The sequence below is a fragment of the Nitrosococcus watsonii C-113 genome, assembly GCF_000143085.1.
Classification (GTDB): domain Bacteria; phylum Pseudomonadota; class Gammaproteobacteria; order Nitrosococcales; family Nitrosococcaceae; genus Nitrosococcus; species Nitrosococcus watsonii.
The window spans coordinates 1843706-1868549 of the sequence record NC_014315.1 but is presented as its reverse complement, the minus strand read 5'-3'; the positions used below and the strand labels follow the sequence as shown (position 1 = coordinate 1868549).

Annotated in this window: 22 protein-coding genes, 1 tRNA gene and 2 pseudogenes; 16 read left to right on the top strand and 9 right to left on the bottom strand. The window is 48.9% G+C overall.

Features of this window, described 5'->3' with window-relative positions; genetic code table 11:
- Nucleotides 1-2 precede the first annotated feature (2 nt).
- The 3 genes from NWAT_RS08375 to ftsH all read right to left on the bottom strand — a co-directional run bounded on the left by NWAT_RS08375 (nt 3) and on the right by ftsH (nt 4853).
- Nucleotides 3-551, bottom strand: coding sequence for a Smr/MutS family protein (locus NWAT_RS08375; protein WP_013220669.1), 549 nt, complete (start codon nt 549-551; stop codon nt 3-5).
- 601 nt (nt 552-1152) lie between these two features.
- The gene (locus NWAT_RS08370; protein ID WP_013220668.1) at nt 1153-2466 is read right to left on the bottom strand and encodes a YfdX family protein; all 1314 of its coding nucleotides are present in this window, start codon (nt 2464-2466) and stop codon (nt 1153-1155) included.
- A 452-nt stretch (nt 2467-2918) separates the two neighbouring features.
- Entirely contained in the window at nt 2919-4853 is a 1935-nt protein-coding gene (gene ftsH / locus NWAT_RS08365) for an ATP-dependent zinc metalloprotease FtsH (protein ID WP_013220667.1), read from the bottom strand.
- 626 nt (nt 4854-5479) lie between these two features.
- On the opposite strand from ftsH, the gene NWAT_RS08360 reads away from it, so the two are divergent.
- From NWAT_RS08360 to NWAT_RS08305, 13 genes and pseudogenes are all read left to right on the top strand, one after another.
- Nucleotides 5480-7111 (top strand): PEP-CTERM sorting domain-containing protein, encoded by a 1632-nt coding sequence (locus tag NWAT_RS08360; protein WP_013220666.1) that lies wholly within the window; start codon nt 5480-5482, stop codon nt 7109-7111.
- A gap of 847 nt (nt 7112-7958) precedes the next feature.
- The gene (locus NWAT_RS08350; RefSeq protein WP_013220665.1) at nt 7959-9965 is read left to right on the top strand and encodes a sodium-translocating pyrophosphatase; all 2007 of its coding nucleotides are present in this window, start codon (nt 7959-7961) and stop codon (nt 9963-9965) included.
- 151 nt (nt 9966-10116) lie between these two features.
- Nucleotides 10117-10192: transfer RNA gene (locus tag NWAT_RS08345), tRNA-Thr, on the top strand.
- A gap of 213 nt (nt 10193-10405) precedes the next feature.
- A complete protein-coding gene (locus NWAT_RS08340) occupies nt 10406-11350 on the top strand; it encodes a COG2958 family protein (protein WP_013220664.1) in 945 nt (314 codons plus the stop codon).
- A 288-nt stretch (nt 11351-11638) separates the two neighbouring features.
- Nucleotides 11639-13366 (top strand): DUF885 domain-containing protein, encoded by a 1728-nt coding sequence (locus tag NWAT_RS08335; protein WP_013220663.1) that lies wholly within the window; start codon nt 11639-11641, stop codon nt 13364-13366.
- Nucleotides 13367-13473: 107 nt separating this feature from the next.
- Complete coding sequence (locus NWAT_RS08330) at nt 13474-13788, top strand: recombinase family protein (protein ID WP_456299418.1); 315 nt, start codon at nt 13474-13476, stop codon at nt 13786-13788.
- A gap of 26 nt (nt 13789-13814) precedes the next feature.
- Nucleotides 13815-14081, top strand: a complete 267-nt coding sequence (locus NWAT_RS17055; protein ID WP_198342151.1) for a hypothetical protein — start codon at nt 13815-13817, stop codon at nt 14079-14081.
- Nucleotides 14074-14268: a transposase gene (locus tag NWAT_RS17050; protein WP_198342150.1), complete on the top strand. Its 195-nt coding sequence runs from the start codon at nt 14074-14076 to the stop codon at nt 14266-14268. Before NWAT_RS17055 ends, NWAT_RS17050 begins: the two co-directional genes overlap by 8 nt.
- A pseudogene (locus tag NWAT_RS18205) lies at nt 14255-14389 on the top strand (recombinase family protein); the annotation flags it as partial. The gene NWAT_RS17050 and the pseudogene NWAT_RS18205, both read left to right, overlap by 14 nt.
- Nucleotides 14390-14419: 30 nt before the next feature.
- A complete protein-coding gene (locus tag NWAT_RS18200; RefSeq protein ID WP_456299417.1) occupies nt 14420-14587 on the top strand; it encodes a hypothetical protein in 168 nt (55 codons plus the stop codon).
- Nucleotides 14588-14950: 363 nt separating this feature from the next.
- The gene (locus NWAT_RS08315) at nt 14951-15169 is read left to right on the top strand and encodes a hypothetical protein (protein WP_083781439.1); all 219 of its coding nucleotides are present in this window, start codon (nt 14951-14953) and stop codon (nt 15167-15169) included.
- Nucleotides 15088-15384: pseudogene (locus NWAT_RS08310) on the top strand (integrase core domain-containing protein); the annotation flags it as partial. The gene NWAT_RS08315 and the pseudogene NWAT_RS08310, both read left to right, overlap by 82 nt.
- A 145-nt stretch (nt 15385-15529) precedes the next feature.
- The gene (locus tag NWAT_RS08305) at nt 15530-15889 is read left to right on the top strand and encodes a transposase (RefSeq protein WP_083781438.1); all 360 of its coding nucleotides are present in this window, start codon (nt 15530-15532) and stop codon (nt 15887-15889) included.
- Between the two features lie 11 nt (nt 15890-15900).
- Here NWAT_RS08305 and NWAT_RS08300 read toward each other — a convergent pair whose 3' ends face one another.
- From NWAT_RS08300 to NWAT_RS08285, 4 genes are all read right to left on the bottom strand, one after another.
- The gene (locus NWAT_RS08300) at nt 15901-16143 is read right to left on the bottom strand and encodes a hypothetical protein (protein WP_232420074.1); all 243 of its coding nucleotides are present in this window, start codon (nt 16141-16143) and stop codon (nt 15901-15903) included.
- A gap of 80 nt (nt 16144-16223) precedes the next feature.
- Nucleotides 16224-18545, bottom strand: coding sequence for an endopeptidase La (lon, locus tag NWAT_RS08295; RefSeq protein ID WP_013220662.1), 2322 nt, complete (start codon nt 18543-18545; stop codon nt 16224-16226).
- Nucleotide 18546: 1 nt separating this feature from the next.
- Nucleotides 18547-18921 carry an Hsp20/alpha crystallin family protein gene (locus tag NWAT_RS08290; protein WP_013220661.1) on the bottom strand — a complete coding sequence of 125 codons (375 nt, stop codon included), beginning with the start codon at nt 18919-18921 and terminating at the stop codon, nt 18547-18549.
- Between the two features lie 177 nt (nt 18922-19098).
- On the bottom strand, nt 19099-19881 hold the full coding sequence (locus tag NWAT_RS08285; protein WP_013220660.1) for a class II glutamine amidotransferase: 783 nt from the start codon (nt 19879-19881) through the stop codon (nt 19099-19101).
- 195 nt (nt 19882-20076) lie between these two features.
- Here NWAT_RS08285 and folE point away from each other — a divergent pair, with 195 nt between their 5' ends.
- The 3 genes from folE (at nt 20077) to NWAT_RS08270 (ending at nt 22822) form a co-directional block, all read left to right on the top strand.
- Nucleotides 20077-20718: a GTP cyclohydrolase I FolE gene (gene folE / locus NWAT_RS08280; protein ID WP_013220659.1), complete on the top strand. Its 642-nt coding sequence runs from the start codon at nt 20077-20079 to the stop codon at nt 20716-20718.
- Nucleotides 20719-20757: 39 nt separating this feature from the next.
- On the top strand, nt 20758-21513 hold the full coding sequence (locus NWAT_RS08275) for a phytanoyl-CoA dioxygenase family protein (RefSeq protein ID WP_013220658.1): 756 nt from the start codon (nt 20758-20760) through the stop codon (nt 21511-21513).
- A gap of 169 nt (nt 21514-21682) precedes the next feature.
- Nucleotides 21683-22822, top strand: coding sequence for a patatin-like phospholipase family protein (locus tag NWAT_RS08270; protein ID WP_013220657.1), 1140 nt, complete (start codon nt 21683-21685; stop codon nt 22820-22822).
- 13 nt (nt 22823-22835) lie between these two features.
- On the opposite strand, the gene fghA is transcribed toward NWAT_RS08270, so the two are convergent.
- Both fghA and NWAT_RS08260 read right to left on the bottom strand, forming a co-directional pair.
- On the bottom strand, nt 22836-23681 hold the full coding sequence (gene fghA, locus NWAT_RS08265; protein ID WP_013220656.1) for an S-formylglutathione hydrolase: 846 nt from the start codon (nt 23679-23681) through the stop codon (nt 22836-22838).
- Between the two features lie 38 nt (nt 23682-23719).
- Entirely contained in the window at nt 23720-24829 is a 1110-nt protein-coding gene (locus NWAT_RS08260; RefSeq protein ID WP_456299426.1) for an S-(hydroxymethyl)glutathione dehydrogenase/class III alcohol dehydrogenase, read from the bottom strand.
- Nucleotides 24830-24844 lie beyond the last annotated feature (15 nt).

Here is a 24844-nt window from a genome sequence, read left to right as displayed (position 1 = left end):
CGCTATCGGCGCCGTTTGAGTAAAACATAAATGGCTCCTGTGCCCCCGTCAGTGGGGCGGGCAGAACAAAAGGCTAGCACTTCGTCCCTTTGTTGAAGCCAGATGTTTACTTTTCCTTTAAGAATAGGCTCTTTATGGTAAGAGCCTCGGCCCTTCCCATGAATGATACGGATGCTGCGAATATTATTTTCCTCGCACTCTCTTAGGAATCCGGCAAGTGCCTGCCGGGCCATGGGGACATTCATGCCATGGAGGTCAAGTTCGGCGCCGATACTAAATTTTCCTTGGCGTAGTTGGCGAAGCAGCCGCTTTTGCACTCCTGACCGAAGGTAGAGCAGTTCTTCCCCGGTTTCCAATTCAACCGCTTCAAAGGTATCCGACATCATGTCCTGAAGCACACGGGCTTCATCCTGCCTTCGCTGCTGAGGTATGGGGGCGAGACGCCGCTGAAAGGGCTTGATTTTATCCTGATTTAATGGCAGTACATCCTTGACCGCTTCTCGAAAAAGTTCTCTATCGTGGATGGAAACCGATTTTTTTTTATGGCTCATAAAAAACGCCTAAATTCTCAATAGGGCCATTCTAGCGAATTCTATCTTGATCGTGCTTACAGGTGGTGTGGTAAATATGCTTGGGAGGCTGCTCTGCTCTCTTGGCCTGTTTGGGGGATAATTTCAACGCATACGGCTAACTAACTCTATCCCTGGGTGGCCAAATCGCCTGCCTTTCTGCCTGAGCGGGATATTTGGTATGTGGTAATGGCTGTAGCTATAGCTATTATCAGTGCTGGCCAAAGGAAGTAATTTACTTAACTCGCCCAAAAACTTATTAATATAGTGGGCATTGATCTTTGAGATAGCCGTCAAGATTGAATCGAGGGGGGTAGCAGTAGCTAAAGATTCTTCACCGCCATGTTGAGACCGGTGCGGTGACTGGGTTAACCATGGATTTGTCTAGTGTTGTAGGCGGAGATGAATGCCGTAGTAAACGATGGTGTGATATGGGCCTAGAGCTCAGATATAGAGTAGAGTACTTCCCTGTACTCGGTACATTGCGCTATCGCCTCATTTTACCCAAAAACTGAAGCCAGCAGTTTCCTAAAAATGGCTAGAATGGTGTGATGCCTTATCCTATTGGAGGGAGTTGATAGCATTAGAGCTTATTGTTAATAATAAGCCGCAGCTGGGCTAGAGTATCCGCATATTGCTGGCTGGCATTTTCGTCGCTTTCCTTCTCCCCTGCCTTCTTTTGAAGGGTGTGTACTTTCTTTTCTATATTTTCGATGGCGCCTTTATGGGCTGTTTCATTCTCAGCACCTTTCTGGAGATAGGATTGGGCCTGTTTTAAGGCTTCCTGGGTTTTATCTTGGTCGTGGAGAGTGAGCTGATCAATTTCCGCATAACTCAGATACAGCTTAGCATTGGCAAGTGCTTGGCGGGCTTGTTCGGCGGTTTCAGAGAGATCGTTCCAACCGATTCCCATTAGCTCAAGTTCATGTTCCGACAAGGCGCTGGTGCGCTCTAAGAGGGCCTGTAGACGCATTGTGGTTTCATCGGATTTTTTCTCAATAGCCGGTTCAATTGCTTTGGCTTCTTGCAGTAGCTTATCGGCTAAATCTGCAGTGAGATCGTTATCGCTTGCGGCCGTTTCCTTTAAATTCTTGATGGCAGCGGCCAGATCCAGCTTCGCAGCCTGGTACTTCCCGGCCGTATAGTTGTGGTTAGCCATCGAGAGGTTATTGCGCGCAGAGGTGGCCGGCTCACTGCTCCCAAAGCTAATAAGTATGACGCTTTGTTCAGCCGCCTTTAATGCCTTATCGGCAACTTTTGGTTTGTTTTCGGCTAAGGCTTGTTGGGCCATGGTCACATTATCTTCGGTCGTAGCCAATGGCAAATCAATTTCAGTATAAATCAGGGACTGCTCAGCTTCACTCAATTCCTGTGCGGCAGCTTCTCGTTGATCCTTATTCATATTCTCTTCCGCCCTTTTAATATGGGCTTTGGCGGAACTGATGGGCACTAAATCGGCAATGGTGTCAAGGCTAGCGTAAAGAGGAATAAAGTAAGGCTGAATCTCCTCTTTCTCTCCATAGCCTAAATATTTTGCTACGATTGAAATGTGCTTTTTGATTTGGGTGGTGGGTTCAATGGCCCTGATAGCTTCAAAATGCCTATGGGCATTGCTAAGCTCTTCTTTTGCCTGCTTGATATCGCCACTATGTATATCCGCGCGAGCTTGGACAATATGATCGAGAATTTCCACCCCCGCGGCAGAGACGATATCTATGGTATATAGCGGTTGTCCTTGGTCAAATGCGAGAGCGGAGGTGGCCTGTTTTTGATCGATAGAAGCTGCCTGCTTTTGATCTGCGGACTTAGCACAGGCCGTAACCGCTATGGCTGGAATAAGAGAAACAATTACCAATGCGGTGGAAACCATTTGTAGCCTATTTCTTTTGTTTTGCATGGTTTTTTCTCCTTCATCAACGGAAAAATTGAATCGAAGCTATGCATCATGTCCCTGAAGTAATTACCTATAGTCTATTTTTTAAAGCTCTACAAAGTGAATATTGATCGCTTATGCTCTTTTGAGCTATTTGGTTAGAAATAAGATACTGTGGGTTAGTTCATAGGATGGAGAAAAAAAAAGGGATGGAATGTAAGCTTTTTCCAGGAAAACAAGGGAACTGACCTATATTCCAATGGAGATGTTCCGAGCTAGAGTCTTTGTTTAAGGGGTGTGTATACTCGAAAGAGGTTTATGAAATGTTTATAGACGCCAGCTTCTGCTACAAGCCGTGCTAGAGGGAATCAAAGCAGGTAAAACGGCGCACCTACTAGAAATGGTAGTCTATTGTGGTCGGGACGGTTAAAGCTGAGGCCCAGACCTATTTAAACATTTTAAAAACAACTTTAGAGTCAACTATGTTTCCGCGTTTCTTTTCCCTCTACCGTTGCCTTTCCTGCCTCTAGAAGGGCGTTTCCTCCAGATAAACCCCGGATATTGTCGATGACCTGTTTAACCTCATCTCCATTGATAATTTCTTTTTCTTCTAAAAGTTCTGCGATGATATCCAGTATTTTACGCTGCTCGGTAAGTATTTTCCGGGCCCGTTGATGGGCTTCTTCTATGAGCTTCTTAACTTCCGTATCAATAAGCTGAGCGGTGGCCTCACTATAGTTTTTCTCCTCGCCATAATTTACGCCTAAATAAAGAGATTGGTGGCGTTTGCCGTAAGTTAAGGGGCCAAGTTTTTCATTCATTCCTAACTGACAAACCATACTGCGGGCAATCTCGGTGGCTTTTTCTAGATCATTTTGCGCGCCGCTGGAGACATCGCCAAAGACAATCTCTTCCGCCGAACGCCCTCCTAGGAGAATGGCCAGCTGATCCTTGAGCTCGGAAGCATTGGCCAGAAATTTCTCTTTTACCGGCAGTTGTAACGTATATCCCAAGGCGCCGCTGCCCCGGGGAATAATGGATACCTTGTGTACGGGTTCTCCTGTGGGAACCGTCTCCGCTACCAAAGTATGGCCCGATTCATGGTAAGCGACCCGGTGTTTTTCCTCGGGGCTCAAAATTTGGTGCTTTTTCTCCGGTCCCGCAATTACCCGGTCAACAGCCGCTTCAAAGTCATCCAGAGTAATGGCTTTATGACCCATTCGGACTCCATGGAGGGCGGCTTCGTTGGCGATATTGGCTAGATCAGCGCCGACAAATCCGGGCGTACGTTGGGCAACCACCTTGAGATCCACGTCTTGTCCGAGCTTAAGTGTCCGCGCATGAATTTTAAGGATTTCGATGCGTCCTTCTAAATTGGGTTTATCTACCAGCACCCGACGGTCGAAGCGCCCAGCGCGTAATAAAGCTTTGTCAAGAATTTCCGCCCGGTTGGTTGCCGCCATTACCACCACCCCCGCGGAAGGGTCGAAGCCGTCCATTTCCACCAACAACTGGTTTAAGGTTTGCTCCCGCTCATCATGTCCCCCCATGGACACCGCTCCGGCGCGAGTGCGTCCAATGGCATCCAATTCATCAATGAAAATAATACAGGGTGCTTTTTGCCGCGCCTGCTCAAACAAATCCCGGGCGCGCGCCGCGCCAACACCCACAAATAGTTCGATAAACTCAGAGCCACTGATATTAAAGAAAGGAACTCGGGCTTCTCCAGCTATGGCCCGGGCCAGTAAAGTCTTGCCAGTTCCCGGAGGGCCAGCCAGAAGAACTCCTTTGGGCATGCGCCCTCCGAGATCCTGAATAAGGCTGGGATCTCTCAGAAAGGTAATGATCTCTCGAAGTTCCTCTTTAGCTTCTTCAACCCCGGCGACATCATCGAAGGTGACCTTGGGCAGGGTATCCGGGTGAATACGGACGCGGTTGCCCCCTAAGCTTAAAAAGCTCCCGCCCCTGTTGACTTTACGCCCGATCCATATCCACAAGAAAGAGATGACCGCAAAGGGAAGAATCCAGTTAAATAGCAGATTTGAGAGCCAATCGCCACCGGTCCTGACCACATAGTTCACTCCATGCCTTTCCAACATTACCGCAAGTGGATCATCCCAGAGAGGTACCGTGACGAATTGCCGGGGTTTTTCCGTCTTTTTGCTTTTGGGTTTTTTCTCGGGCTTTAAGGTTCCTTCGATCATGTCCTTCCTAATGAAGGCTTGTTGAACTCGACCAGCCTGGACATATTTTAGAAATTGGCTATAAGGAATTTCTTCCTGCTCTGTTTTGAAGGTTGAATAGGACACGAAGATAAATAGTCCGTAGAGCAGGAATAAAAACCAGGGCCTCCGCCAAAAAGGTATCTTTGCGGGTTTATTGATGTCGATGTCTGGTTTTTGGCTGGCCACGGATATCCCCCGGTTTCAAAGAAGCAAGTTTTGATTGCGTAACGCCATATAGAATTAAGTTAAGTTAATTCTAACTTACAGACATGGAAGATGGCATCATCACCATGGATATAGCATTTCCCATTTATAAGTGAGCACTTTGGGGGTATTTTAAAAGAATTGTTTGTGTGGATGGAGGAAATGGGTTTTAAGGCAATGGAGCAAGCCTTTCTGCGCCCTCTAACCTGACAATTCACTGATCCTGGAACCGGAATTATTCGATCCGTAACCACATAGGGGATAACATCGCCGAGCGCACTGCAAAAACCTCTGCCTCACCATCAACATTGAGGCATACACCATTGGCGGTACTGTGAGCCGCTATAATGGTTTTATCCGTGTAACACTTCCCCTTGCATGAAGGCGAGGGGTTTTTAATCCCCGAAAGGAGCGCGAATCAAGAGCCTCTTCGAGACGCGCACCCATTCATATATAATTTGATTGTGTCTCCTGCTTTACAAGGGCTTCGGCTTATCTCTGCTAATTTTTGATTAACTCCTTGTTTTAAAAAAATGAAAAATTATTGGCGTTATTTTTGCCTATGGCATTGCAACAATGGTCGAATTAAGAAGCAAGGAGTCTACAAAATGTTCCGCAATCGTTTAAAAACAACAACCAACCTGGTTCTAGCCACCGGCATATCAATGATGGCGTTCGGAACGCATGCAACAGTGATTACAAATGGTTATGTGTTTCCGGATGCAGCCATCACACCGACCGGTACGAGCCAGATCAATGTAGGATACGGAGGCGCTTCGGGGGAATTGGAAGTCAACGGGGGAGGGACCGGAAACGGTTTTACCGCAATTGGCGGCAGCGGACTTCTCGTTGGTGCAGGCGCCGGATCAACGGGCGGGGTACGCATCATTGGTAATGGCATTTCGGGATCGGCCACGGCAACCATCAATAATGGTATCGGTGCGCGAATTGGTTTAGGCGGTACTGGCGCGCTTGAGGTTCGCCAAGGTGGCGTCCTGGAAAGCAATGCGGATATCCATCTCGGCGAGAGTTTTTCGGGCAGCACCGGGACTTCAAATGTCACCATTGATGGCGCGGGATCGGTGCTGCGAAGCCAGACGGCAAGCGGCTCCTTCGCTGGCGGCGGCAGGATACTTGTTCCATTCGGTGCGGCGAGCAGCACATTGACCGTTTCCAATGGCGGTCTCGTTGACGCGGTCGGCGGCCAATTGAGCGAATTTGAACAGGGCGCCGTCTTCATTGGCGATTATTCTGAAGCCACGGCAGCCAACGTGAACGTTACCGTGACGGGCGAGGGCTCGACAATACAAGCCCAGCACGGCATCTTTGTCGAGAATCAATTTGGCCAGGCTGTTGTCAATATCACGGATGGCGGCGCGGTGAAACAGCTTGAGCCAGGCTTCGTCTTTGATGGAAAGCAGGAACCGGGCATTATTATTGATTCGCTTGACGCCAACGGCGCGCAGGTCAATGTAAGCGGCATATCAGCAAGCGGTGTCGCATCGAGCCTTTCCGCCGTCACGGATATTGATATCGGCATCGAAGTATCCCAGGGAAAATCAACAGGCCATCTTCTGGTGGAAAATGGTGGCAAGGTAACCACGCTTACCGATATCAATATTTCCAGTAACAATAGTGATCCCCGCGTGACATCCGTAAGCGGGCAGGATTCCTCCCTGACGGTGCGCAATGGCGGAATGGCTACAGCGCAGAACGTGTTCGTCAATGCGGATGGCCGACTTTCCGGCGATGGGACGATCACCGGCAATGTGATTGTCGACGGCGGCACGGTCGCGCCGGGTAATTCGCCGGGCACAATGACTATCGATGGCGATTTTATAGTCAATGGTGGCACGCTTGAACTTGAGATCGATTCGCTTTTCGATAGGGATGAATTCATCGTCTCCGGCGATGTGATCTTTGGCGCGACGGCCATGATCGATTTGATTCTTGGGTTTGAGCCGATGGACATTCTCAATATCGAGGATTTTTTCTCTGGATTCACTGTGTTCCAGGTTAACAACAACTTTAACCCTCTTACCAATATTGATGTGATGTTCACAGCCAACTCGGGCATTACTGGCGGCAGTATCGTCAATATTGGCTTGGGAGGTGAAATGTTTGCTCTGACGGCGGCAGGTGGAGCAGCTTCCGTGGCTGAACCAGGCACTTTTGCGCTGCTCGGTTTTGGCCTGGGCGGCATTCTGCTAGCGCGCCGCCGGAGAAAAGTCGTGGTTTGAAACCTGCGAGGTTATGCGTTGGGACGCACATAAAAAATGTGGGGCCGGCGGAAATGTCGGCCCTTTTTTGTCCCAGCCTCGTTAGATTATTATTTTTCGATCAGCCTAAAACCTTCCGGCGGGCGGCAACAGTGGATTACCGATTCGCTATGTATAGGCGATTTCTAAACATCGATCACTACCGACAATTTATCCTATTCTGTATTTTAGTGTGCTATTTATGAAATTGCGCCGAGAAGGCGTGGTGAAAAGCCTGGCTTTGGGGGGCAATCTGAAAAGGGGGGAAGGAACTGCTAGGGAGGAGTAAAAGGGAAGGATCTAGTTAAAAAGTCTGGCAGTCGTAGGAGCTTGGGTGATCCAAGTCTTCCTCCAGATGGATAATCACGGGATCTCCCGGGGGTATTGTGCCATTTGCTGAAAAAGGTGGGGGGGTATGATGGCCGTATTTCTTAAACCCGATCGGCATCGAAAGCGCACTGGCTTCAATGCCACGAATCTCTGGTAGGCTTATTGATCCAACGTACAGGCGAGGTGCGAAGGCAATCCCGATTATCAAATCGGCGTTGCTGACTTGTTGGTATGGGAAGAGAAGAACGGGCGGCGGGCCGACGCGCATCGTGGCGATTGTGCCAGATTAACTCCTCACAAAGTATCGAATCATGCCTGCTACAACGCCCGGCAACGTATTTTTCACCGCGTTCTTCCTGGGACCATTTTGCATACCCTGCACTGGTTCGTGCTTGCAGGTCCAGCAGTAGCCCTGTACCATGCGCCAACGGCGGATAACTTATTCTGGCTTTAATAAATAGTACGCCATCAATTCAAGTATAAATTCGGGGAGAAGTTAATGTCGGTTGCATATCTGATTCCGCCGGTATTAGGCGGGTTGGGACTTTATGCCGCTTACCGTTTGTTTAAGATAATTATGGAACGGCCGGGTGGGGAAGGCCGAGTTGCCGAGATTGCCGAGCAGATCCAGCTGGGTGCAATGGTATTTCTTAAGCGTGAATATATAACCTTGGGAATTTTTTCTGCCGTTGTCTTAGTATTGCTTTACATTTATCTGGGGCTAGGCACGGCTTTTGCTTTTCTCGTCGGCGCATTAAGCTCATCGGTAGCAGGTTATGGGGGGATGTACGCAGCTACCCGGGCCAATGTCCGGACTACCTTGGCTGCTAACCAGGAAGGGGTCTCTTCCGCTTTGACCGTCGCCTTTTTTGGCGGTTCCGTCATGGGGCTTACGGTGGCCTCCATGGGGTTGCTAGGTCTTGGTATTCTCTATCTTCTCTTTGGAGGGGATCCGGAGACAGCGCACGTTATCCATGGTTTTGGGGTAGGAGCTTCCTCAGTGGCATTATTTTCCCGTGTGGGTGGCGGCATCTATACTAAAAGCGCTGATGTGGGAGCTGACTTGGTGGGTAAAGTCGAGGCCGGAATTCCTGAAGATGATCCCCGCAACCCAGGGGTTATCGCCGATAACGTGGGGGATAACGTGGGGGATGTGGCTGGCATGGGGTCCGATATTTTCGAATCCTATTGTGGCGCTATGATTGCTACCATCGCCATTGCGGCCACTTTGGCTCTGGCTGAAATCGAGTCATTAGGTGGAAATCAAGAGGGGTTGATGTTTTTACCCCTGGCGCTTGCCTCGGCCGGATTGCTGTGTTCCATAGGGGGAATAGCATTGGTGCAGCATTTCTCTAATAAAGCTCCGGATGTGGCTTTACGTTTGGGAACGATTGGTGCTTCGGTTTTATTTATTATTGTGGCCTATTTGGTGATTCTTATAGCCGGGGTAAATGGCCAGGTATGGGGCGCCGTCATCACGGGTGCCGTGGGGGGGATCATCATTGGATTGGTGACCGAATACTACACAGCCGGAGCCCCAGTACGTAAAATAGCCCATTCGGGTGAAACCGGTGCAGCTACGGTCATGATTTCGGGTTTGTCTGTTGGGATGCAATCGGTAGTGGTGCCTTTACTCACTATAGCGGGCATTATCTTTTTCGCCAGCCAGCTTGCCGGTCTTTATGGCGTGGGGATTGCCGCAGTGGGAATGTTGGCTACAGTTGGCATTACCATGGCAATTGATGCCTATGGCCCGGTTGCCGATAATGCTGGAGGCATTGCTGAAATGGCAGAATTGGGTCCAGAAACCAGGAAGATCACTGACTCTTTAGATGAACTGGGAAATACGACCGCAGCTATTGGAAAGGGATTTGCTATTGGTGCGGCAGCGCTGGCGGCTTTAACTATTATCACCGCCTATGTTCAAACGGTTGGTCACAAGGATCCGGGATTTTTACTCAATCTTAATAGTCCCAGAGTATTGATAGGATTACTCATTGGGGGAGTCATTCCCTTTCTCATTGGTTCTATTACCATGACAGCTGTAGGCGATGCGGCTTTTGATATGATTAAGGAAATCCGGCGCCAATTTAAGGAAATACCAGGACTTTTAGAAGGCACCGGAAAACCTGATACTGCCCGCTGTGTAGATATTGCGACTACGGCTGCTTTAAGGCGAATGATTGTCCCTGGCGTGATAGCCGTGGCTGCGCCAGTAGTCGTCGGATTTGGATTAGGTCCGGAAGCGTTAGGCGGGATGCTAGGAGGTGCTCTCCTAGGTTGCGTGCTCCTGGCTTTGACAATGGCTAATGCGGGAGGAGCGTGGGATAATGCGAAGAAGTTCGTGGAAAAAGGGAACTTGGGTGGTAAAGGGTCCGAGGTTCATAAAGCGTGTGTAGTAGGCGATACCGTGGGAGATCCCTTTAAGGACACTTCAGGACCGTCCATGAATATTCTTATTAATGTGATGGCTATTGTGAGTCTAACTATTGCTCCTTTATTATAAGGGAAAAGGGGCCTTTCTCTTGGAGTAAAGAGGGAGGCCCAAGGACTTTTTCCTTGGATATAATTCACTGTATTCTCTTGAATACGCTTAAAAGAGCGGTTAGCGGTTATTAGCGTGACGGCGAGAGTTTCTTTATACTTAGAAGCGGTTTGCCGGATTAGCTCAGTTGGTAGAGCAGCGCATTCGTAATGCGAAGGTCGTAGGTTCGACTCCTATATCCGGCACCAACCCCCCCTCCGAGACCGTTCGTAACCTTCCTGATTTCGACGTTTTATCCCTATTTTTAGTGACTTAGGTTATTATGGTACTGTTCTTTTGTATCCATTGCGAACCAAGGCCACTTAGGGGTATCTCCTTAAAAATGGCAAAAAGTACCCGCATGCTTTGAGGACCAGCGTACGGCGTAGTAATTAAAGATTAGCGATAAATAACTATTTCTCATGGCGCTCAATCTGGCAAAGACGGTGATTAACTTTCTGGCACAGAAGCCGGAAGAAAAATTTACTGCACGCCAGATTGCAGAATGGATAGTAGAAACGTATCCGGCAGAATGCCACGAAAAGCAGAAACGATCAAAAGCCATCGTGACGCCCCTGGAAACCCAGGCGGCGCTTCTTCAACAGATCATTGCTGAGATCGGCTCACAGCGACCCCGTTTGCAAAAGAAATATCCGCGAATCAAAACGACAGAAGGGCGCCCCCGGAAATACTATTTCACGGAAAAAAGCGATGCGGATGAAGTAGCAAGCGCTGAAATACCCGAGTGTCCTGATTCTCTGACTCCAGGAAAAGAGGTCTCTATTAAAGAGTCTGATCTTTATCCCTTATTGTCAGAGTTCCTATGGTCAGAGCTCGGCATATACAGCAAGCGCATTGATGAAAAACGGTCATCGAATGCCCGTGGGCCGGGGGGTAACAAGTGGCTTTATCCGGACTTGGTGGGGATGGAGGACTTAAGCGCAGACTGGAACCGTGAAATCAGGGATTGCGTACAGCAATATGCCGATAAGAAGACCACGTTGTGGTCTTTCGAGGTCAAGATATTAATTAACCGTTCCAATGTCCGCGAAGTTTTCTTTCAAACGGTGAGCAATTCTTCCTGGGCCAATTTTGGGTATCTTGTGGCCAGCGAAATCGAGGGGGCCGAGACTCTGAAAGAACTGCGCATGCTCTCCAGTTTACATGGGATCGGTTTTATTCGACTGGATGTTAATAATCCGTCTGAAAGCCAAGTGATGATTCCGGCCAATGAAAGAGTGGAGGTTGATTGGCATACCGCCAACAGGCTTGCCACAGAGAACAAGGATTTCATGGCGTACATCCAACTGATCCGCCAATTTTACCAAACAGGGGATGTGCGCTCTGCTGATTGGAAGGTCTCGTAAAATTAGCCCTCCAGCAGATACTGCCGCAGCCTGCAACGGGAGAGCAGTCCAGTAATAAGTATTCAATCGTGTTGGCCGAACCAGAGTCTGGCCATGTGCTCTAGGCTACTGTCGCGGAAGGAACTTCAATAGGAAGTTTATCGCTGAAGGTTTGTTAAAAATTTACTTTGACGGAGAGATATGGTTTTAACAGTAGGAATATTCGTTAAAATAATATCTAGTTAAGGGCGGCGTGATGATACTTAGGCAGGGTAGCAGTATTTATAAATAGATAATAAAGGAGCTAAAATGAGAAAAATTTTTTCTCCCTTTTCAGGGAGTATAGCCTTTTTCTTTTTGACTTTATTTTTATTATTCGCGGGCATTTCAGAGCTACGAGCAGCAGCAAATAATATCCGTTGGGATGCATTCGTTCACGATTTTATTGAAGAATATTTCACTGCTAATCCTGACTTTGCGGTACGCGCCGGCCGCCATGAATTTGATGGCAAGCTGCCTGACTGGAGTCCAGAAGCGCTTGCTAAAGAGATCAAGCGCCTTCGGTCAGAGCGCCAGCGGGCACTCGCTTTTGATGCAGCCTCCTTAACGGCAAGTCAGCGTTTTGAACGTGATTATCTAGTTGCTTGGATTGATAAGGATCTCTTCTGGCTGGAAACAGCAGAGTGGCCCTATAGAAATCCGGCATTTTATACCCAAGAACTTGATCCTAATGTTTACCTGAGCCGCCCTTATGCTCCTTTAGAAGAGCGTATGCGTGCTTATATTGCTTATACTGAAGCCATTCCTGTCGCAGCCAAGCAAATTCGCCATAATTTGAGAACACCACTATCCCGAACCTATGTGGATATCGGTGATAAGGTATTTGGGGGACTCGCCGCCTACTATGAAAAAGATGCACCCGCCATTTTCAGTACCGTGGAGAATGAGCCGCTACACAGAAAGTTCCGGGCAGCCAACCGGCAAGCTATCCGCGCGATGAAGGAGTTGCAGCAGTGGCTGCAGACACAACGGGCTAATGCCACTAGTGACTTTGCCTTAGGTGCGCCTCTTTTTCGTGCCCTATTGCGCGAGACTGAGGGCGTGGAGATTCCCCTTGAGCGGCTAGAGCAGATAGGGCGCCAGGATCTTAAGCGTAATCTTGCCGCTTTAAAGAGAACGTGCAGTAATTATGCTCCTGGTAAATCCGTATCGGAATGCATTGCAAAAGCACGGGCCGTAAAATCTGAGAAGGGTCCCGTCGAAGAAGCTCGCCACCAGCTTCAGAAGCTTAAGGAGTTTGTGGTTACTAAAGATTTAGTTACCATTCCGGGCGCTGAGCAAGCTCAGGTGGCTCCTTCTCCCCCTTATATGCAATGGAATTTTGCCTATATCGACATTCCTGGCCCTTTTGATAAAGGGCTACCTGCCGTTTATTATGTGGCGCCTCCTGATCCGGCCTGGTCAAAAGCGGAACGGGAGGATTACCTTGCGGATAAGGCGGACTTGCTATTTGTATCGGTGCATGAAGTTTGGCCAGGCCATTTTCTACAATTTTTACATTCCAATCGGGTTGCCTCACCCTTAGGAAAACTCTTTGTAGGTTATGGTTTTGCTGAGGGCTGGGCCCACTATGTAGAAGAGATGATGTGGGAAGCGGGGTTAGGTGATGGCGATCCGGAAATTCATATCGGCCAATTGCTCAATGCTCTATTGCGGAATGTGCGTTATTTATCCGCAATAGGATTGCATACTCAAAGGATGACCTTGGAAGAATCGGAGCGAATGTTTCAGGAATTTGCCTATCAGGATGTAGGCACGGCAAGGCAACAGGCAGCGCGGGGAACGTTTGATCCGGCTTATATTACCTACACGTTAGGGAAGTTGATGATTAAGAAGTTACGGGGGGAGTGGACCGCTGCCCGAGGAGAGCGCAAGGGATGGCGGGCATTTCATGATAAATTCCTTTCCTATGGTGGGCCGCCTATCCCCTTAATTCGGAAAGAGATGCTTGGAGAAAATGTGGGTCCTGCTCTTTAAATGGGTGCAAATTAAATATTGGTTCTTTTGGTTTGGAGAAAATGAGTGCCCGCCGGCCTTGAAGCGCTTATTTTTTCTAACTAACGTATACGTGACAGGAGGGATAGGTGCTGATTGGCTACATGAGAGTTTCAAAGGCGGACGGCTCTCAATCGACGAACTTGCAAAAAGATGCTCTGCTGTCTGCTGGTATTGATCCTTCCCAACTCTATGAGGATCAAGCCTCCGGTAAGCGCGAAGATCGCCCAGGACTCGCGGCGTACCTCAAAGCACTACGCGAAGGGGATATGCTCCTAGTGTGGAAGCTGGACCACCTCGGGCGCGACTTGCGGCACTTGATCAACACCATGCTCGACCTTACCTCGAAAGGAGTTGGACTCAAATCAAAGTGCTTACCGGGCATGGCGCGGCCATTGATATAGCCAATCCATTATAAATTGATCATACTATGATGCGTATCAGTACGAGCATGCCCGGCGCCTGGGCGTTAGCTATAAAAAAAACGCTGCAACCTCCCAAAGCCCAAAGCGGCGCACGGCGTATCTTTCAGAGCCTGATAAAGTTTTACGAATACGATAAACGCCAGATTGTTTTCATTGATGAAAGCGGCTTTGCCCATGATAGGCCGCGCACCCATGGCTATGCGCCTGTCGGGCATAGATGTGTAGGAACACAAGACTGGCATGCCGCCAAAGGCCGTCATCGTCATGGATAACGCAACCTTTCCTAAACGACAAGACACGCAAAACCTTATTAGAAAAGCCGGCCACACATTGCTTTACCTGCCGCCCTATGCTCCTGACCTCAACCCTATCGAACAAAAATGGGCTCAAGCTAAAACCATCAGAAAACAAAGCCACTGCTCCATCAACAAAATCTTCACTTTAAATCAATTTATTTAGGACAGGCTATACAATCAGCGCTGCCGGGAAACTGGTTTTCGGAATATTCGCCGCCTTGTCCGAATTCAAACGCGAATTGATCTCAGAGCGCACCGTCGCGGGCCTAAATTCTGCGCGGGCGCGAGGCCGCAAAGGTGGGCGTTCGTTTAAAATGACAGCCGCCAAACTCCGATTGGCTATGGCGGCAATGGGGCAGCCAGAAACCAAAGTCGGTGATCTTTGCCAAGAACTCGGCGTGACTAAGCAAACGTTGTACCGGCATGTTTCACCGCAGGGGGTACTGCGGCAGGATGGCGCAAAGTTGTTCGAAAAAGACTAAATGGGGAAGTCCGGGTTTTCAGGAAAAGGCTGGTCGTGTAAATTCCGACGGAATGTTTCCTTGAACTCACCCTATCGGCTATCTTGGGACTTTCATGGCGCTAAACTCGATGACATAAAGCGGACGCTCTGGCCGGGCTGCTCAGCTTGTCAGAAACCGTCGTACTCATTAAATCACGCATGAAGTGGCTAGACGATTGCGGACACACGAACTCAAGTCATTTTAAAGGCAAAATGAGGAGAGTGTGTTGTGATGAATACCAAGTAGAGAGCGAATCAGACTACCGCGGAATTTAAAGCGCGCGCGGTGAAGCTGGCAGTAGAGAGTGAGCAGCCGTTCAGCAAGACTGCCGAAGAGTGAGGGGTGAACAAGCATACCCTGCCTACCTGGATTGGCAAGTATCATCGTGCTAACCAGGAGGAGGAGAAGGTGGGTGAAGAACACCTTTATGATGAACTCAAGCGTCTGAGAAAAGAGAATGCCCGCTTAAAGGAGGAGCGGGATATTCTAAAAACAGTGATCGTGGCAGTCAATACGCTTCCGAACTCTACCAGAAGACTCTCAGCGATTATGGCTTTATAGGTAGCATGAGCCGTCGAGGCTGCTGCTACGATAATGCCCCCGCAGAAAGCTTTTTTAATACCTTCAAAACCGAACTCATCCATCACCGGCGTTACCTCACCCGGCAGGAAGTCTTTGAGTATATTGAGGTGTTCTATAACCGCCAGCGCCGCCATTCCTCCAGTGGCTATCAGACGCCAGCTCACTATGAGGCGCAGAACCAAAAGGCGGTGTAATTTTGTGTCCGGAAAACCCTTGCCACATCAGTAGTGATGTGGCAAGGGTTTTCCGGACACATGATCAGGCCATTTTTCGGTTATCTTTTTGTCTTTAAGGTGACTTGAGTTCGTGTGTCCGCAATAGTCTAGCCCCTTCAACAATATTGTTTACTTTGATGAAAGCGGCTTTGAGAAAGACAGCTATCGTCCGCATGGATGGGTGGTGCGTGGTCAGAAGGTGTATGGTGATGTCTCGGGAAACAATCGCAAGGACGTGAATTTGATCATGGCGCAACGGCGTGACAGGTGGCTTGCGCCGGTAGTCTTTAAAGGCTCATGCAATACGGAACGGGTGAACGTCTGGCTCAAAGACTTCCTGCTCAAAGAGCTGAAACAACCCCGTGTCATTGTCATGGATAATGCCAGATTCCACAAAAAATCCGACATCCTCCTGAAAAAACGAAAACAATACTCGCAAAAATCGGTCGAACAACTTGTAATGGCACAAAGTTATTTGGAATGAGTATAGTTTTTTTATCCTTTGTTCTTTTCTACAAATTCTGGGACTTCCCTTGTTTCCCATAATAGCCATAAAACGATAATACCGAGTGCTCCGCAAATAATGCAAAACATATGCAGATGAAAATTGCTAATAGCTCCCCAAAAGCCATTGACGAATGAGAAGGGGGCAAAAGGCTGCATATCGGCGTGCATAATGCTATCCATCAGGATATGACTATAGGCGCCAAATACTGCTGCTATAGCTGCTGCCCTCATGCACGCCTAGACCAAGATGTATGATAGTAGCTGGCATGGTGTAAGCCTTTGGAAATAGTGTACGTTATAAAGCAATCGCTTTATCGCTTATTTAAATCTGGGATAGCTTCAGCCAGCACCTCTTCGATCCTTCCGGCTAGAATAAATTGAATGCTTTTTTGGACATGTTCAGGAATTTCCCGCAAGTCTTTTTCATTTTCTTTAGGGAGAATGATTCGCTGGATGCCGGCCCTGTGGGCGGCAAGCACTTTTTCTTTAATTCCTCCCACGGGAAGGACTAAACCGCTCAGTGTTATTTCTCCTGTCATTGCCGTATCGCTGCGGGCAGGCCAATGGGTGTAGGCGGAAGTGAGTGCTGTGGCCATGGTGACCCCAGCCGAGGGGCCATCTTTAGGGATGGCACCCGCTGGAACATGAATGTGGACCCCCGACTCCTGGATAATTTTTTGATCTATTTTAAGTTCTTCGGCGTGGGACCAGAGATAGCTTTGGGCAGCTTTCGCTGATTCTTGCATAATGCTGCCTAGTTGCCCCGTCAGGGTCATCCCTTTTCCTTCTGGTAGCAGAGCCGCTTCCACGTATAAGACATCGCCGCCTGCTTCGGTCCAAGCTAAGCCTGCTGCTACGCCGGGGGCGAGCTGCTGGCGCATTTCTTCAGCGAAAAACCGCTCTGGTCCTAGTAATTCGACGAGATCTTGTGGCGTGACGGTTACCGGTTGGGTTTGGCCCGTGGCAACCTGGGTAGCCACTTTGCGGGCGATTCGCCCCAGCATCCGCTCTAGCTCGCGCACTCCAGCTTCCCGGGTATAACGCCGGATAAGGTAACTGAGTGTTTCATCTGGTATGGAGAGCTGGATCTCGGAAAGGCCGGCTTCTCTAATTTGCCGTCCGATCAAATAACGGCGGGCGATATGTTGTTTTTCTTCGTCGCTGTACCCTGGTAGCCGCAGGATCTCCATCCGATCAAGCAGGGGGCGGGGGATAGTATCCAAGGTATTAGCGGTGGTAACGAAGAAAATCTTAGAAAGATCGAAGGGCAGATCCAAGTAGTTATCATGAAATTCGGCATTCTGGGCGGGATCGAGAATCTCTAACAATGCTGCCGCCGGATCGCCACGAAAATCCCGGCCCAGTTTGTCGATTTCATCCAACATTAGAAGCGGATTCTGGTAACCGGTGCGGCGGATGGCGCGAATGATTCGGCCAGGCATGGCGCCAATGTAGGTGCGACGGTGGCCGCGCAACTCTGATTCATCATGCAGGCCGCCAAGGCTCATGCGCTCGAATTTCCGCCCCAAGGCGCGCGCCATGGATTGTCCTACTGAGGTCTTACCAACTCCAGGGGGGCCAACGAAACAAAGAATGGGCGATTTAGCTTCCGGGTTGAGTTTCATCACCGCCAGATGTTCGATGATTCGTTCTTTGACGTCTTCCAAGTCGAAGTGATCTTCATCAAGAATTTCGCGTGCCCTTTTGAGATCCAAACGATCTTCCGTAGTTTTATTCCAGGGTAATTCCAGGGCTAGCTCCACGTAACCGCGGGTCAGCTGATAATCAGGAGCAGCCGAAGGCATCCGTTCCAGTCGGGTAATTTCCTTTTCCACTTCTTTGCGGACCAACTCCGGGAGTTCCGTTTCTTCCATTCGCTGGCGCAACTCTTTGATCTCAGCCTGTTCAGGATTAGTCTCTCCCAATTCTTCCTGAATGGCCTCTAATTGCTGGCGCAGGACATATTCACGCTGTTTCTTATCTATCTCTGTTTGGGCAGTGCTAGTGATTTTTCTCCGCACTTCCAGAACCTGCACTTCGTGGTTAAGATAACGGTGCATTAACTGTAAGGCTTCCGCCTGGGTGGCGGCAGCCAGCAGTTCTTTCTCCTTGTCAAAATCCAGCGAGAGGATAGAGGTGAGAAGATAGATTTGGTGGAGGGGCTTTTCCACATCGGAAATAATGTGGTGGATGCCTACCTGGATTTGGGGTTGCACCAGTTCGATCATTTTGCCAGCCAGTTCGATAACGGTTCGGTGCAAAGCTTCGATTTCAGCGCCCGTATCCGAGGGTTCAGAAAGAGTAGCAATTTTGAGGGAAAGATAAGGTTGCTTTTGGACCATTTCTAACTGCTCAACCCGCTCTATTCCCTGAACTAGAATCTGCACTGTATCCTCGCTCCTGACCATCTTTTTGATGAGCCCTACCGTGCCAAAGCGGAACAGATCCTCCGCAGCGGGTTCGTCAGTTCGGGAATCCTTTTGAGGAAAGACAGCAATCAGCTTATCTTCGCTGGTCAGCGCCGCTTCGACTGCGGCCATAGATCCTGCTCGTCCCACCGACAGGGGAAGCACCAGGTGGGGAAAGAGGACAGTATTTTTAAGCGGCAATGTTGGATAAACGTTGTTTTCCATTTCACAAACCCTCTTGAGACGTTATTTCTAGCCAGATGAGCAGCATCCCATCACGGTACTTGGTGGTGATGCGAGCCTGCTCCAAAGAAGCAGGAAACTCAATCGCACGCCTAAAGCGGTTATAAGCAATCTCCATGGAGTAATATTGCTGCCCAGCTTCTACTATCCAATCTCGGCGTAAGCCTTGGACGACCAAACGTTGCTCGTGAATACTAAGGTGAATATCTTCGTTGCGAATCCCAGCAAGATCTAGTTTAACTAGCCATCCTCGTTCAATGCGATAGATATCGGCGGGAGGTTGCCAAACGCTTTCTTGATAGGCTTGTTCTTCAGAATTAATGAATACCTGTTTCATGCTAGAAAAATAAGTTGCCATGAGGGAAAAATTACCTGTAACAATGACTCTAAAGACCGTTAAACGGTAAATCCTCGGGGGCCCCCCTAGGTAAAATTCTAACTTTCATTAATTATCTCTATAAAGCGTAGGGGATTGGAGCTTAAGCGGCAAGGGCATTGAGTTGTCATCTTGTTAACCCTGAAGTATTTAAAATGGCTATCTGCCGGAGTTTGAAATAAGTGGGAGTCCATCCTGGAATGCAACGAGGGTTCCTGGGGGGATTAGGGTCCAGGATTCATTATCCGTAAGAGGGGCGGTGGCAATAACGGCAACCTGGTCCCGCTCAGTGGTGACTTCCCTGAAATCAACCGTCATATCCTTATCCACTAAATGAGCCTGGCCGAAGGGATGGCGCCGAACGATATAGCTTAGCTGGGTAGAGCCATAGGCAAATAAATGCTCCCCATTGGAAAGGATGAAATTGAAGCTACCGTAAGTGGCAATTTCCGCTGCTGTGGCGCATAGGGTTCGATGTAACGCCGGTAGTGTAGGCATACCATGGGGGTGGCGGTCTTTCAACGCTTGCAGCAGAAGACAAAAAGCCTGCTCGCTGTCAGTTTCTCCAACCGGTTGAAAATCAGTTGGAAGGGGCGGAGTAAAGTCTTTCAAATCTCCATTATGGGCGAAAATCCAATAACGTCCCCAGAGTTCCCGGACGAAAGGGTGGGTGTTTTCCAGACGGATTTTACCTACGGTAGCCTTACGTATATGGGCGATCACATTGAGGGATTTAATTGGATATGCCTTGACCAAATGGGCAACGGGGGAATCAGTGGCGGGTAAAATATCTACAAAATTTCGGCAGCCTCTCCCTTCAAAGAAAGCAATTCCCCAACCGTCCCGGTGCTCATCGGTACCGCCGCCACGCTGACTAAAGCCCTCAAAGGAGAAACAGATATCGGTGGGCACGTTACAATTCATTCCAAGTAATTGACACATGGGAACAAACCTCTATGAAGTACAGGTTCAGGTATCAGAGCAGCGTAATTCTGTATACTATTAAAAAATTATTGCAAGGGAGGAGCCTCTTCACCAATGTTAGGGGTATTGTAAGTCCGCAAAAGTACAATCGTAACTGAATTATAATGATAATGGGAGCCGTCTAGGCATCTCTGGGTAGAGAGTAAAAACACGATGGATACGAAATTGACCAAGGTGGTGCGGGAAGGCCACTACATTGGCAGCTTGGATGTGGGGCCGGGAGAGCATTATGACCCGGAATTCGAAGCTAGCGTGGAGGAAATTTTAACCCGCTTGGGCGAAGATCCCAAGCGCGAGGGGCTTAAACGTACTCCACAGCGAGTTGCTAAAGCCCTTGATTTCCTTACGAGTGGTTATCATATGACGGTGGAGGAGGTGGTCAAGGATGCCCTCTTTGAAGATGAATGCGAGGAAATGGTCATTGTCAAGGATGTGGAATTTTATTCTCTGTGCGAGCATCACATGCTGCCTTTTTTTGGACGAGCCCATGTGGGCTACCTGCCGAAGGGGCGCATTGTGGGGCTGAGTAAAATCGCCCGGGTGATTGATGTCTTTGCTCGACGGCTTCAAGTGCAAGAACGTCTCACTACTCAAATCGCGAGTGGGTTAATGTCAGTACTTAATGCCCGCGGCGTTGGGGTTGTGTTGGAAGCTTGTCATTTTTGTATGGTCATGCGGGGCGTGCAAAAACAGAATAGCCAGACTGTCACCAGTGCTATGTTGGGGACATTTCGGGAGGATTCGCGGACTCGGGCCGAGTTTATGGACTTAATACGCCGTTCCTCGGTTAGTTAACTCATTTTTTTCGATAATGGATGTGTTTAAGGAGTCTCCATGAGTGATCTAATAAAGGAGCATATTCAAGCTTTCAAGCGCGATGGCTTTGCTGTGGTACGGGGATTTTATAATGATCGGGAAATGGCGCAAATTAGCCGCTGGGTAGATGAGGTTCAGGCTTATCCTGATGCCCCTGGCAAGTATCAGCGTTATTATGAGGATTCCCTTGCTGAGCCTGGCCGGCGATTGTTAAATCGCATGGAGAATTTCTCTCCTTATCATAAGGGGTTTGCTCAATTATTTTGCAAGAGCAAGCTTGAGGAAGCCATTTCTGAGTTCTTTGGAGAACCCGCGGTCCTTTTCAAGGAAAAAATCAACTTCAAATTTCCTGGTGGCGATGGTTTTAAACCCCATCAAGATCACCAAGCGGGTTGGTGGGAATATAATAGTCTTTGTATCACGGCGCTTATTTGTGTTGATGAGGCCAATCAGGAAAATGGCTGCCTAGAAATTGTCCCAGGAAAACATAAAATTGGTATGTTCAAGGAATGGGCACCCTTGGGGGAAGATGAAATGAAAGAGATGACATTTATCGCTTGCCCAACTCAGCCGGGAGATATGATTTTGTTTGATTCTTTTACTCCCCACGGCTCTCAACCCAACCTTACGGATAAGCAGCGGCGGCTTCTTTTTGTAACTTACAATCGCCTTTCGGAAGGAGATGCCCGTGAGCGGTATTATGAAGACAAGCGCAAAAATTATCCCCAGGATTGCGAGCGGGAGGAAGGAAAGGAATATGTATTCCGGGTTTAGAAGGAAATTGAGTGTTGTCGATTCTGTACCAATGGATATTATGGTAAGTTGATAAAAAAATTTATGCGGTAAAGAATATCATAGGTTTACCCGCGAACAGTTATTTAATTATAATTAAATCCATGATTTTTAAAGCCTGAAAGAAGCGGCTGTTGAAAAGATCTTTTCTATGAATTCTAACGGGGGCGATCTTGCTTTAGTGATGAGCGGCGGAGGGGCCCGCGCCGCTTATCAGATCGGGTTTCTTAACTGCCTTGCCCAGCTTTATCCTGAGCTCAAGATACCTATTTTAACCGGCGTTTCCGCCGGCGCTATTAATGCTACCTATTTGGCTAATCAGCCTGGTACTTTTAGCGAAAGAGTCGAAGGCTTGAGCAAGATATGGAAGGGGCTTACCACGGAACAGATGTTTCGGGTCGATTCACTTTCTATTGTCAGTAATGTAGTCCGCTGGAGCCTTCGTCTGTTGCTAGGGGGGGCCTCCCATACCATAAAAGTCCGCAGCCTTTTGGATACTTCTCCGCTGGAGGTGCTGTTAGAGGAGGTTTTTGATCTGAATGACGGTTATTTGATAGGTATTCAACGTAATTTGGGGGGAGGGGAGTTAAAAGCTATTGCTATCACTGCCTCCAATTATTCCACGGGCCAGTCCGTAAGCTGGGTGCAGGGGCGGGAATTGCGACGCTGGGAGCGGGCCCATCGCAAGGGAATTCAATGTGCTCTGAAACGCAAGCATATTCTAGCTTCCGTTTCCTTACCCTTCTTTTTCCCAGCGGTGGAGATTGGTGGACATTGGTATGGCGATGGGGGTATCCGCATGACCGCGCCTTTATCGCCGGCTATTCATCTTGGGGCCAGCCGGATACTAGCTATTTCAACCCACTACGCTCCTAGTTATGAGGAAGACAATTATCCCAATATCGATCATTATCCACCGCCTATCCAGGTGGCTGGTGCGCTTTTTGATGCAATCTTTTTGGATGTATTCGACAATGATGCCTTGCGTTTGGAGCGGATCAACCGCTTGGTAGCTAGGTTACCAGAACAGCAGCGTTATGGTTTGCGCCCCGTTAAGCTTCTGCTATCACGGCCATCCCAGGATTTAGGCAAGTTGGCCAACGAGTATGAATCGACGCTGCCACGTTCCTTTCGCTTTATGACTCGGGGGCTGGGTACCCAGGAAACTCGCAGTAATGATGTTTTGAGCCTGTTGATGTTTCAACCCGATTACCTTGAGCGCTTGATGGAATTGGGAAGAGAGGATGCCCACCGGCGAAGTGATGAAATTCGCGAGTTTCTGGAGAAGTAAGGCTTTCTTTGCTTCATGATGTAAGGTGATCCCTGTGGAAGCGTAGATGCTCTTCAATAAAACTGGCGATAAAGTAGTAGCTGTGATCATAATCCTGATGGCGACGCAGTTGCAGGGGATAGCCACTGATCTGTGCTGCCGCTAGTAGCGTTTCTGGCTTTAACTCGGTGTGCAAGAAATTATCCCCTTCGCCTTGATCCACCAAGGCCGGTACGAATCGTTTTGCAGCGCGCATCAATTCGCTGGCATCATACTGCCGCCATGTATCCATCTGAGGGCCAAGATAGGCCGAGAAGGCCTTCTGTCCCCAGGGGCAGTTCATGGGGTTACTGATTGGACTGAAGGCAGATACCGACTGGTAATGTTCGGGGTTACGCATAGCAATGATCAAAGCGCCATGTCCCCCCATGGAGTGGCCCGCAATAGAACGCTGCCCAGAAACCGGAAATTGGGCCTCAACGAGCGCCGGGAGTTCCTGTACCACATAATCATACATTTGGTAATGGGATCGCCAGGGTGGTTGAGTAGCATTGACATAAAAGCTTGCCCCTTTGCCTAGATCATAAGCACCCTCTGGATCGTCCGCTACTTCCTTGCCCCTTGGGCTGGTATCTGGCGCTACTATCGCCATCCCCAGTTCAGCGGCGATACGATGCGCACCGGCTTTTTGCATAAAATTTTCATCGGTGCAGGTTAACCCGGACAACCAGTATAGTACCGGGACTTTTGCTCCTGCAGTAGCTTGAGGTGGCAGGTAGATGGCGAAGCGCATTGTGCAGTTGAGGCTTGAGGCGTAGTGGTTATATTGTTGATGCCAGCCACCAAAGCTTTTGTTACGACTTAAGTTTTCAAGGGTCATGTTTGGGCTCCAGGTAGTCTCTAAGTCAATTTTATTGATTAATAATGAATGACGCTACGAATACTCTCGCCTTGGTGCATTAGATCGAAAGCCTTATTGATGTCTTCCAGTCCCATGGTATGGGTAATAAAGTCATCAAGTTTGAATTCGCCTTTCAGATAACGCTCTACATATTCTGGTAACTCGGAGCGTCCTTTAATGCCACCAAATGCAGAACCTCGCCATACCCGTCCAGTGACTAGCTGAAATGGGCGGGTAGAGATTTCCTGGCCAGCGCCGGCAACGCCAATAATCACCGATTCCCCCCAGCCTTTGTGGCAACACTCCAATGCAGAACGCATAACCTTAACATTACCAATACATTCAAAGGAATAATCCACGCCACCACCAGTCAGTTCGATGATTACTTCCTGGATGGGCCGATCGTAGTTTTGGGGATTGATACAGTCGTTTGCCCCCAGCTTACGGGCCAGTTCAAACTTACCTTCATTGATATCAATCCCGATAATGCGGCTGGCTTTGGCCATAGTGGCGCCAATAATGGCTGCCAAACCAATTCCTCCCAGACCAAAAATAGCCACCGTGGCGCCTTCTTCCACTTTAGCGGTGTTCATGACGGCCCCTATACCTGTGGTGACGCCACAGCCCAGCAAGCAAACCTCTTCCAGAGGAGCCTCCTTGTTCACTTTCGCAAGCGAAATTTCAGGTAATATGGTGTGCTCGGAGAAAGTAGAACAGCCCATATAGTGGTAGATGGGCTGGCCCGCTTTGTAGAAGCGGGTGGTGCCATCTGGCATTAGTCCACGGCCTTGAGTCACGCGGATTTTTTGGCATAGATTGGTTTTGCCGGATAGGCAGAATTTACATTTGCCACACTCTGGCGTATATAAGGGGATGACATGGTCTCCTTCCGCGACGCTGGTCACGCCTTCGCCAATAGCCTCTACGATCCCTCCTCCTTCATGACCGAGGATAGCGGGAAAAACACCTTCCGGGTCTTCGCCTGACAAAGTAAACGCATCGGTATGACACACACCCGTGGCGACGATACGAACCAAAGCTTCCCCTTTTTGCGGTGGCATTACCTCTACTTCTTCCAGGGAAAGGGGTTGCTTTGGCCCCCATGCAATGGCTGCTCTTGATTTAATCATCCTGTTGCTCCT

Excerpts from the sequence above, each read along its gene's own strand:
- NWAT_RS08375 (WP_013220669.1), bottom strand. The coding sequence starts at position 551 with ATGAGCCATAAAAAAAAATCGGTTTCCATCCACGATAGAGAACTTTTT.
- NWAT_RS08370 (WP_013220668.1), bottom strand. The coding sequence starts at position 2,466 with ATGCAAAACAAAAGAAATAGGCTACAAATGGTTTCCACCGCATTGGTA.
- NWAT_RS08360 (WP_013220666.1), top strand. The coding sequence starts at position 5,480 with ATGTTCCGCAATCGTTTAAAAACAACAACCAACCTGGTTCTAGCCACC.
- NWAT_RS08350 (WP_013220665.1), top strand. The coding sequence starts at position 7,959 with ATGTCGGTTGCATATCTGATTCCGCCGGTATTAGGCGGGTTGGGACTT.
- NWAT_RS08340 (WP_013220664.1), top strand. The coding sequence starts at position 10,406 with ATGGCGCTCAATCTGGCAAAGACGGTGATTAACTTTCTGGCACAGAAG.
- NWAT_RS08335 (WP_013220663.1), top strand. The coding sequence starts at position 11,639 with ATGAGAAAAATTTTTTCTCCCTTTTCAGGGAGTATAGCCTTTTTCTTT.
- NWAT_RS17055 (WP_198342151.1), top strand. The coding sequence starts at position 13,815 with ATGATGCGTATCAGTACGAGCATGCCCGGCGCCTGGGCGTTAGCTATA.
- NWAT_RS17050 (WP_198342150.1), top strand. The coding sequence starts at position 14,074 with ATGGATAACGCAACCTTTCCTAAACGACAAGACACGCAAAACCTTATT.
- NWAT_RS18200 (WP_456299417.1), top strand. The coding sequence starts at position 14,420 with ATGACAGCCGCCAAACTCCGATTGGCTATGGCGGCAATGGGGCAGCCA.
- NWAT_RS08300 (WP_232420074.1), bottom strand. The coding sequence starts at position 16,143 with ATGAGGGCAGCAGCTATAGCAGCAGTATTTGGCGCCTATAGTCATATC.
- lon (WP_013220662.1), bottom strand. The coding sequence starts at position 18,545 with ATGGAAAACAACGTTTATCCAACATTGCCGCTTAAAAATACTGTCCTC.
- NWAT_RS08290 (WP_013220661.1), bottom strand. The coding sequence starts at position 18,921 with ATGGCAACTTATTTTTCTAGCATGAAACAGGTATTCATTAATTCTGAA.
- NWAT_RS08285 (WP_013220660.1), bottom strand. The coding sequence starts at position 19,881 with ATGTGTCAATTACTTGGAATGAATTGTAACGTGCCCACCGATATCTGT.
- folE (WP_013220659.1), top strand. The coding sequence starts at position 20,077 with ATGGATACGAAATTGACCAAGGTGGTGCGGGAAGGCCACTACATTGGC.
- NWAT_RS08275 (WP_013220658.1), top strand. The coding sequence starts at position 20,758 with ATGAGTGATCTAATAAAGGAGCATATTCAAGCTTTCAAGCGCGATGGC.
- NWAT_RS08270 (WP_013220657.1), top strand. The coding sequence starts at position 21,683 with ATGAATTCTAACGGGGGCGATCTTGCTTTAGTGATGAGCGGCGGAGGG.
- fghA (WP_013220656.1), bottom strand. The coding sequence starts at position 23,681 with ATGACCCTTGAAAACTTAAGTCGTAACAAAAGCTTTGGTGGCTGGCAT.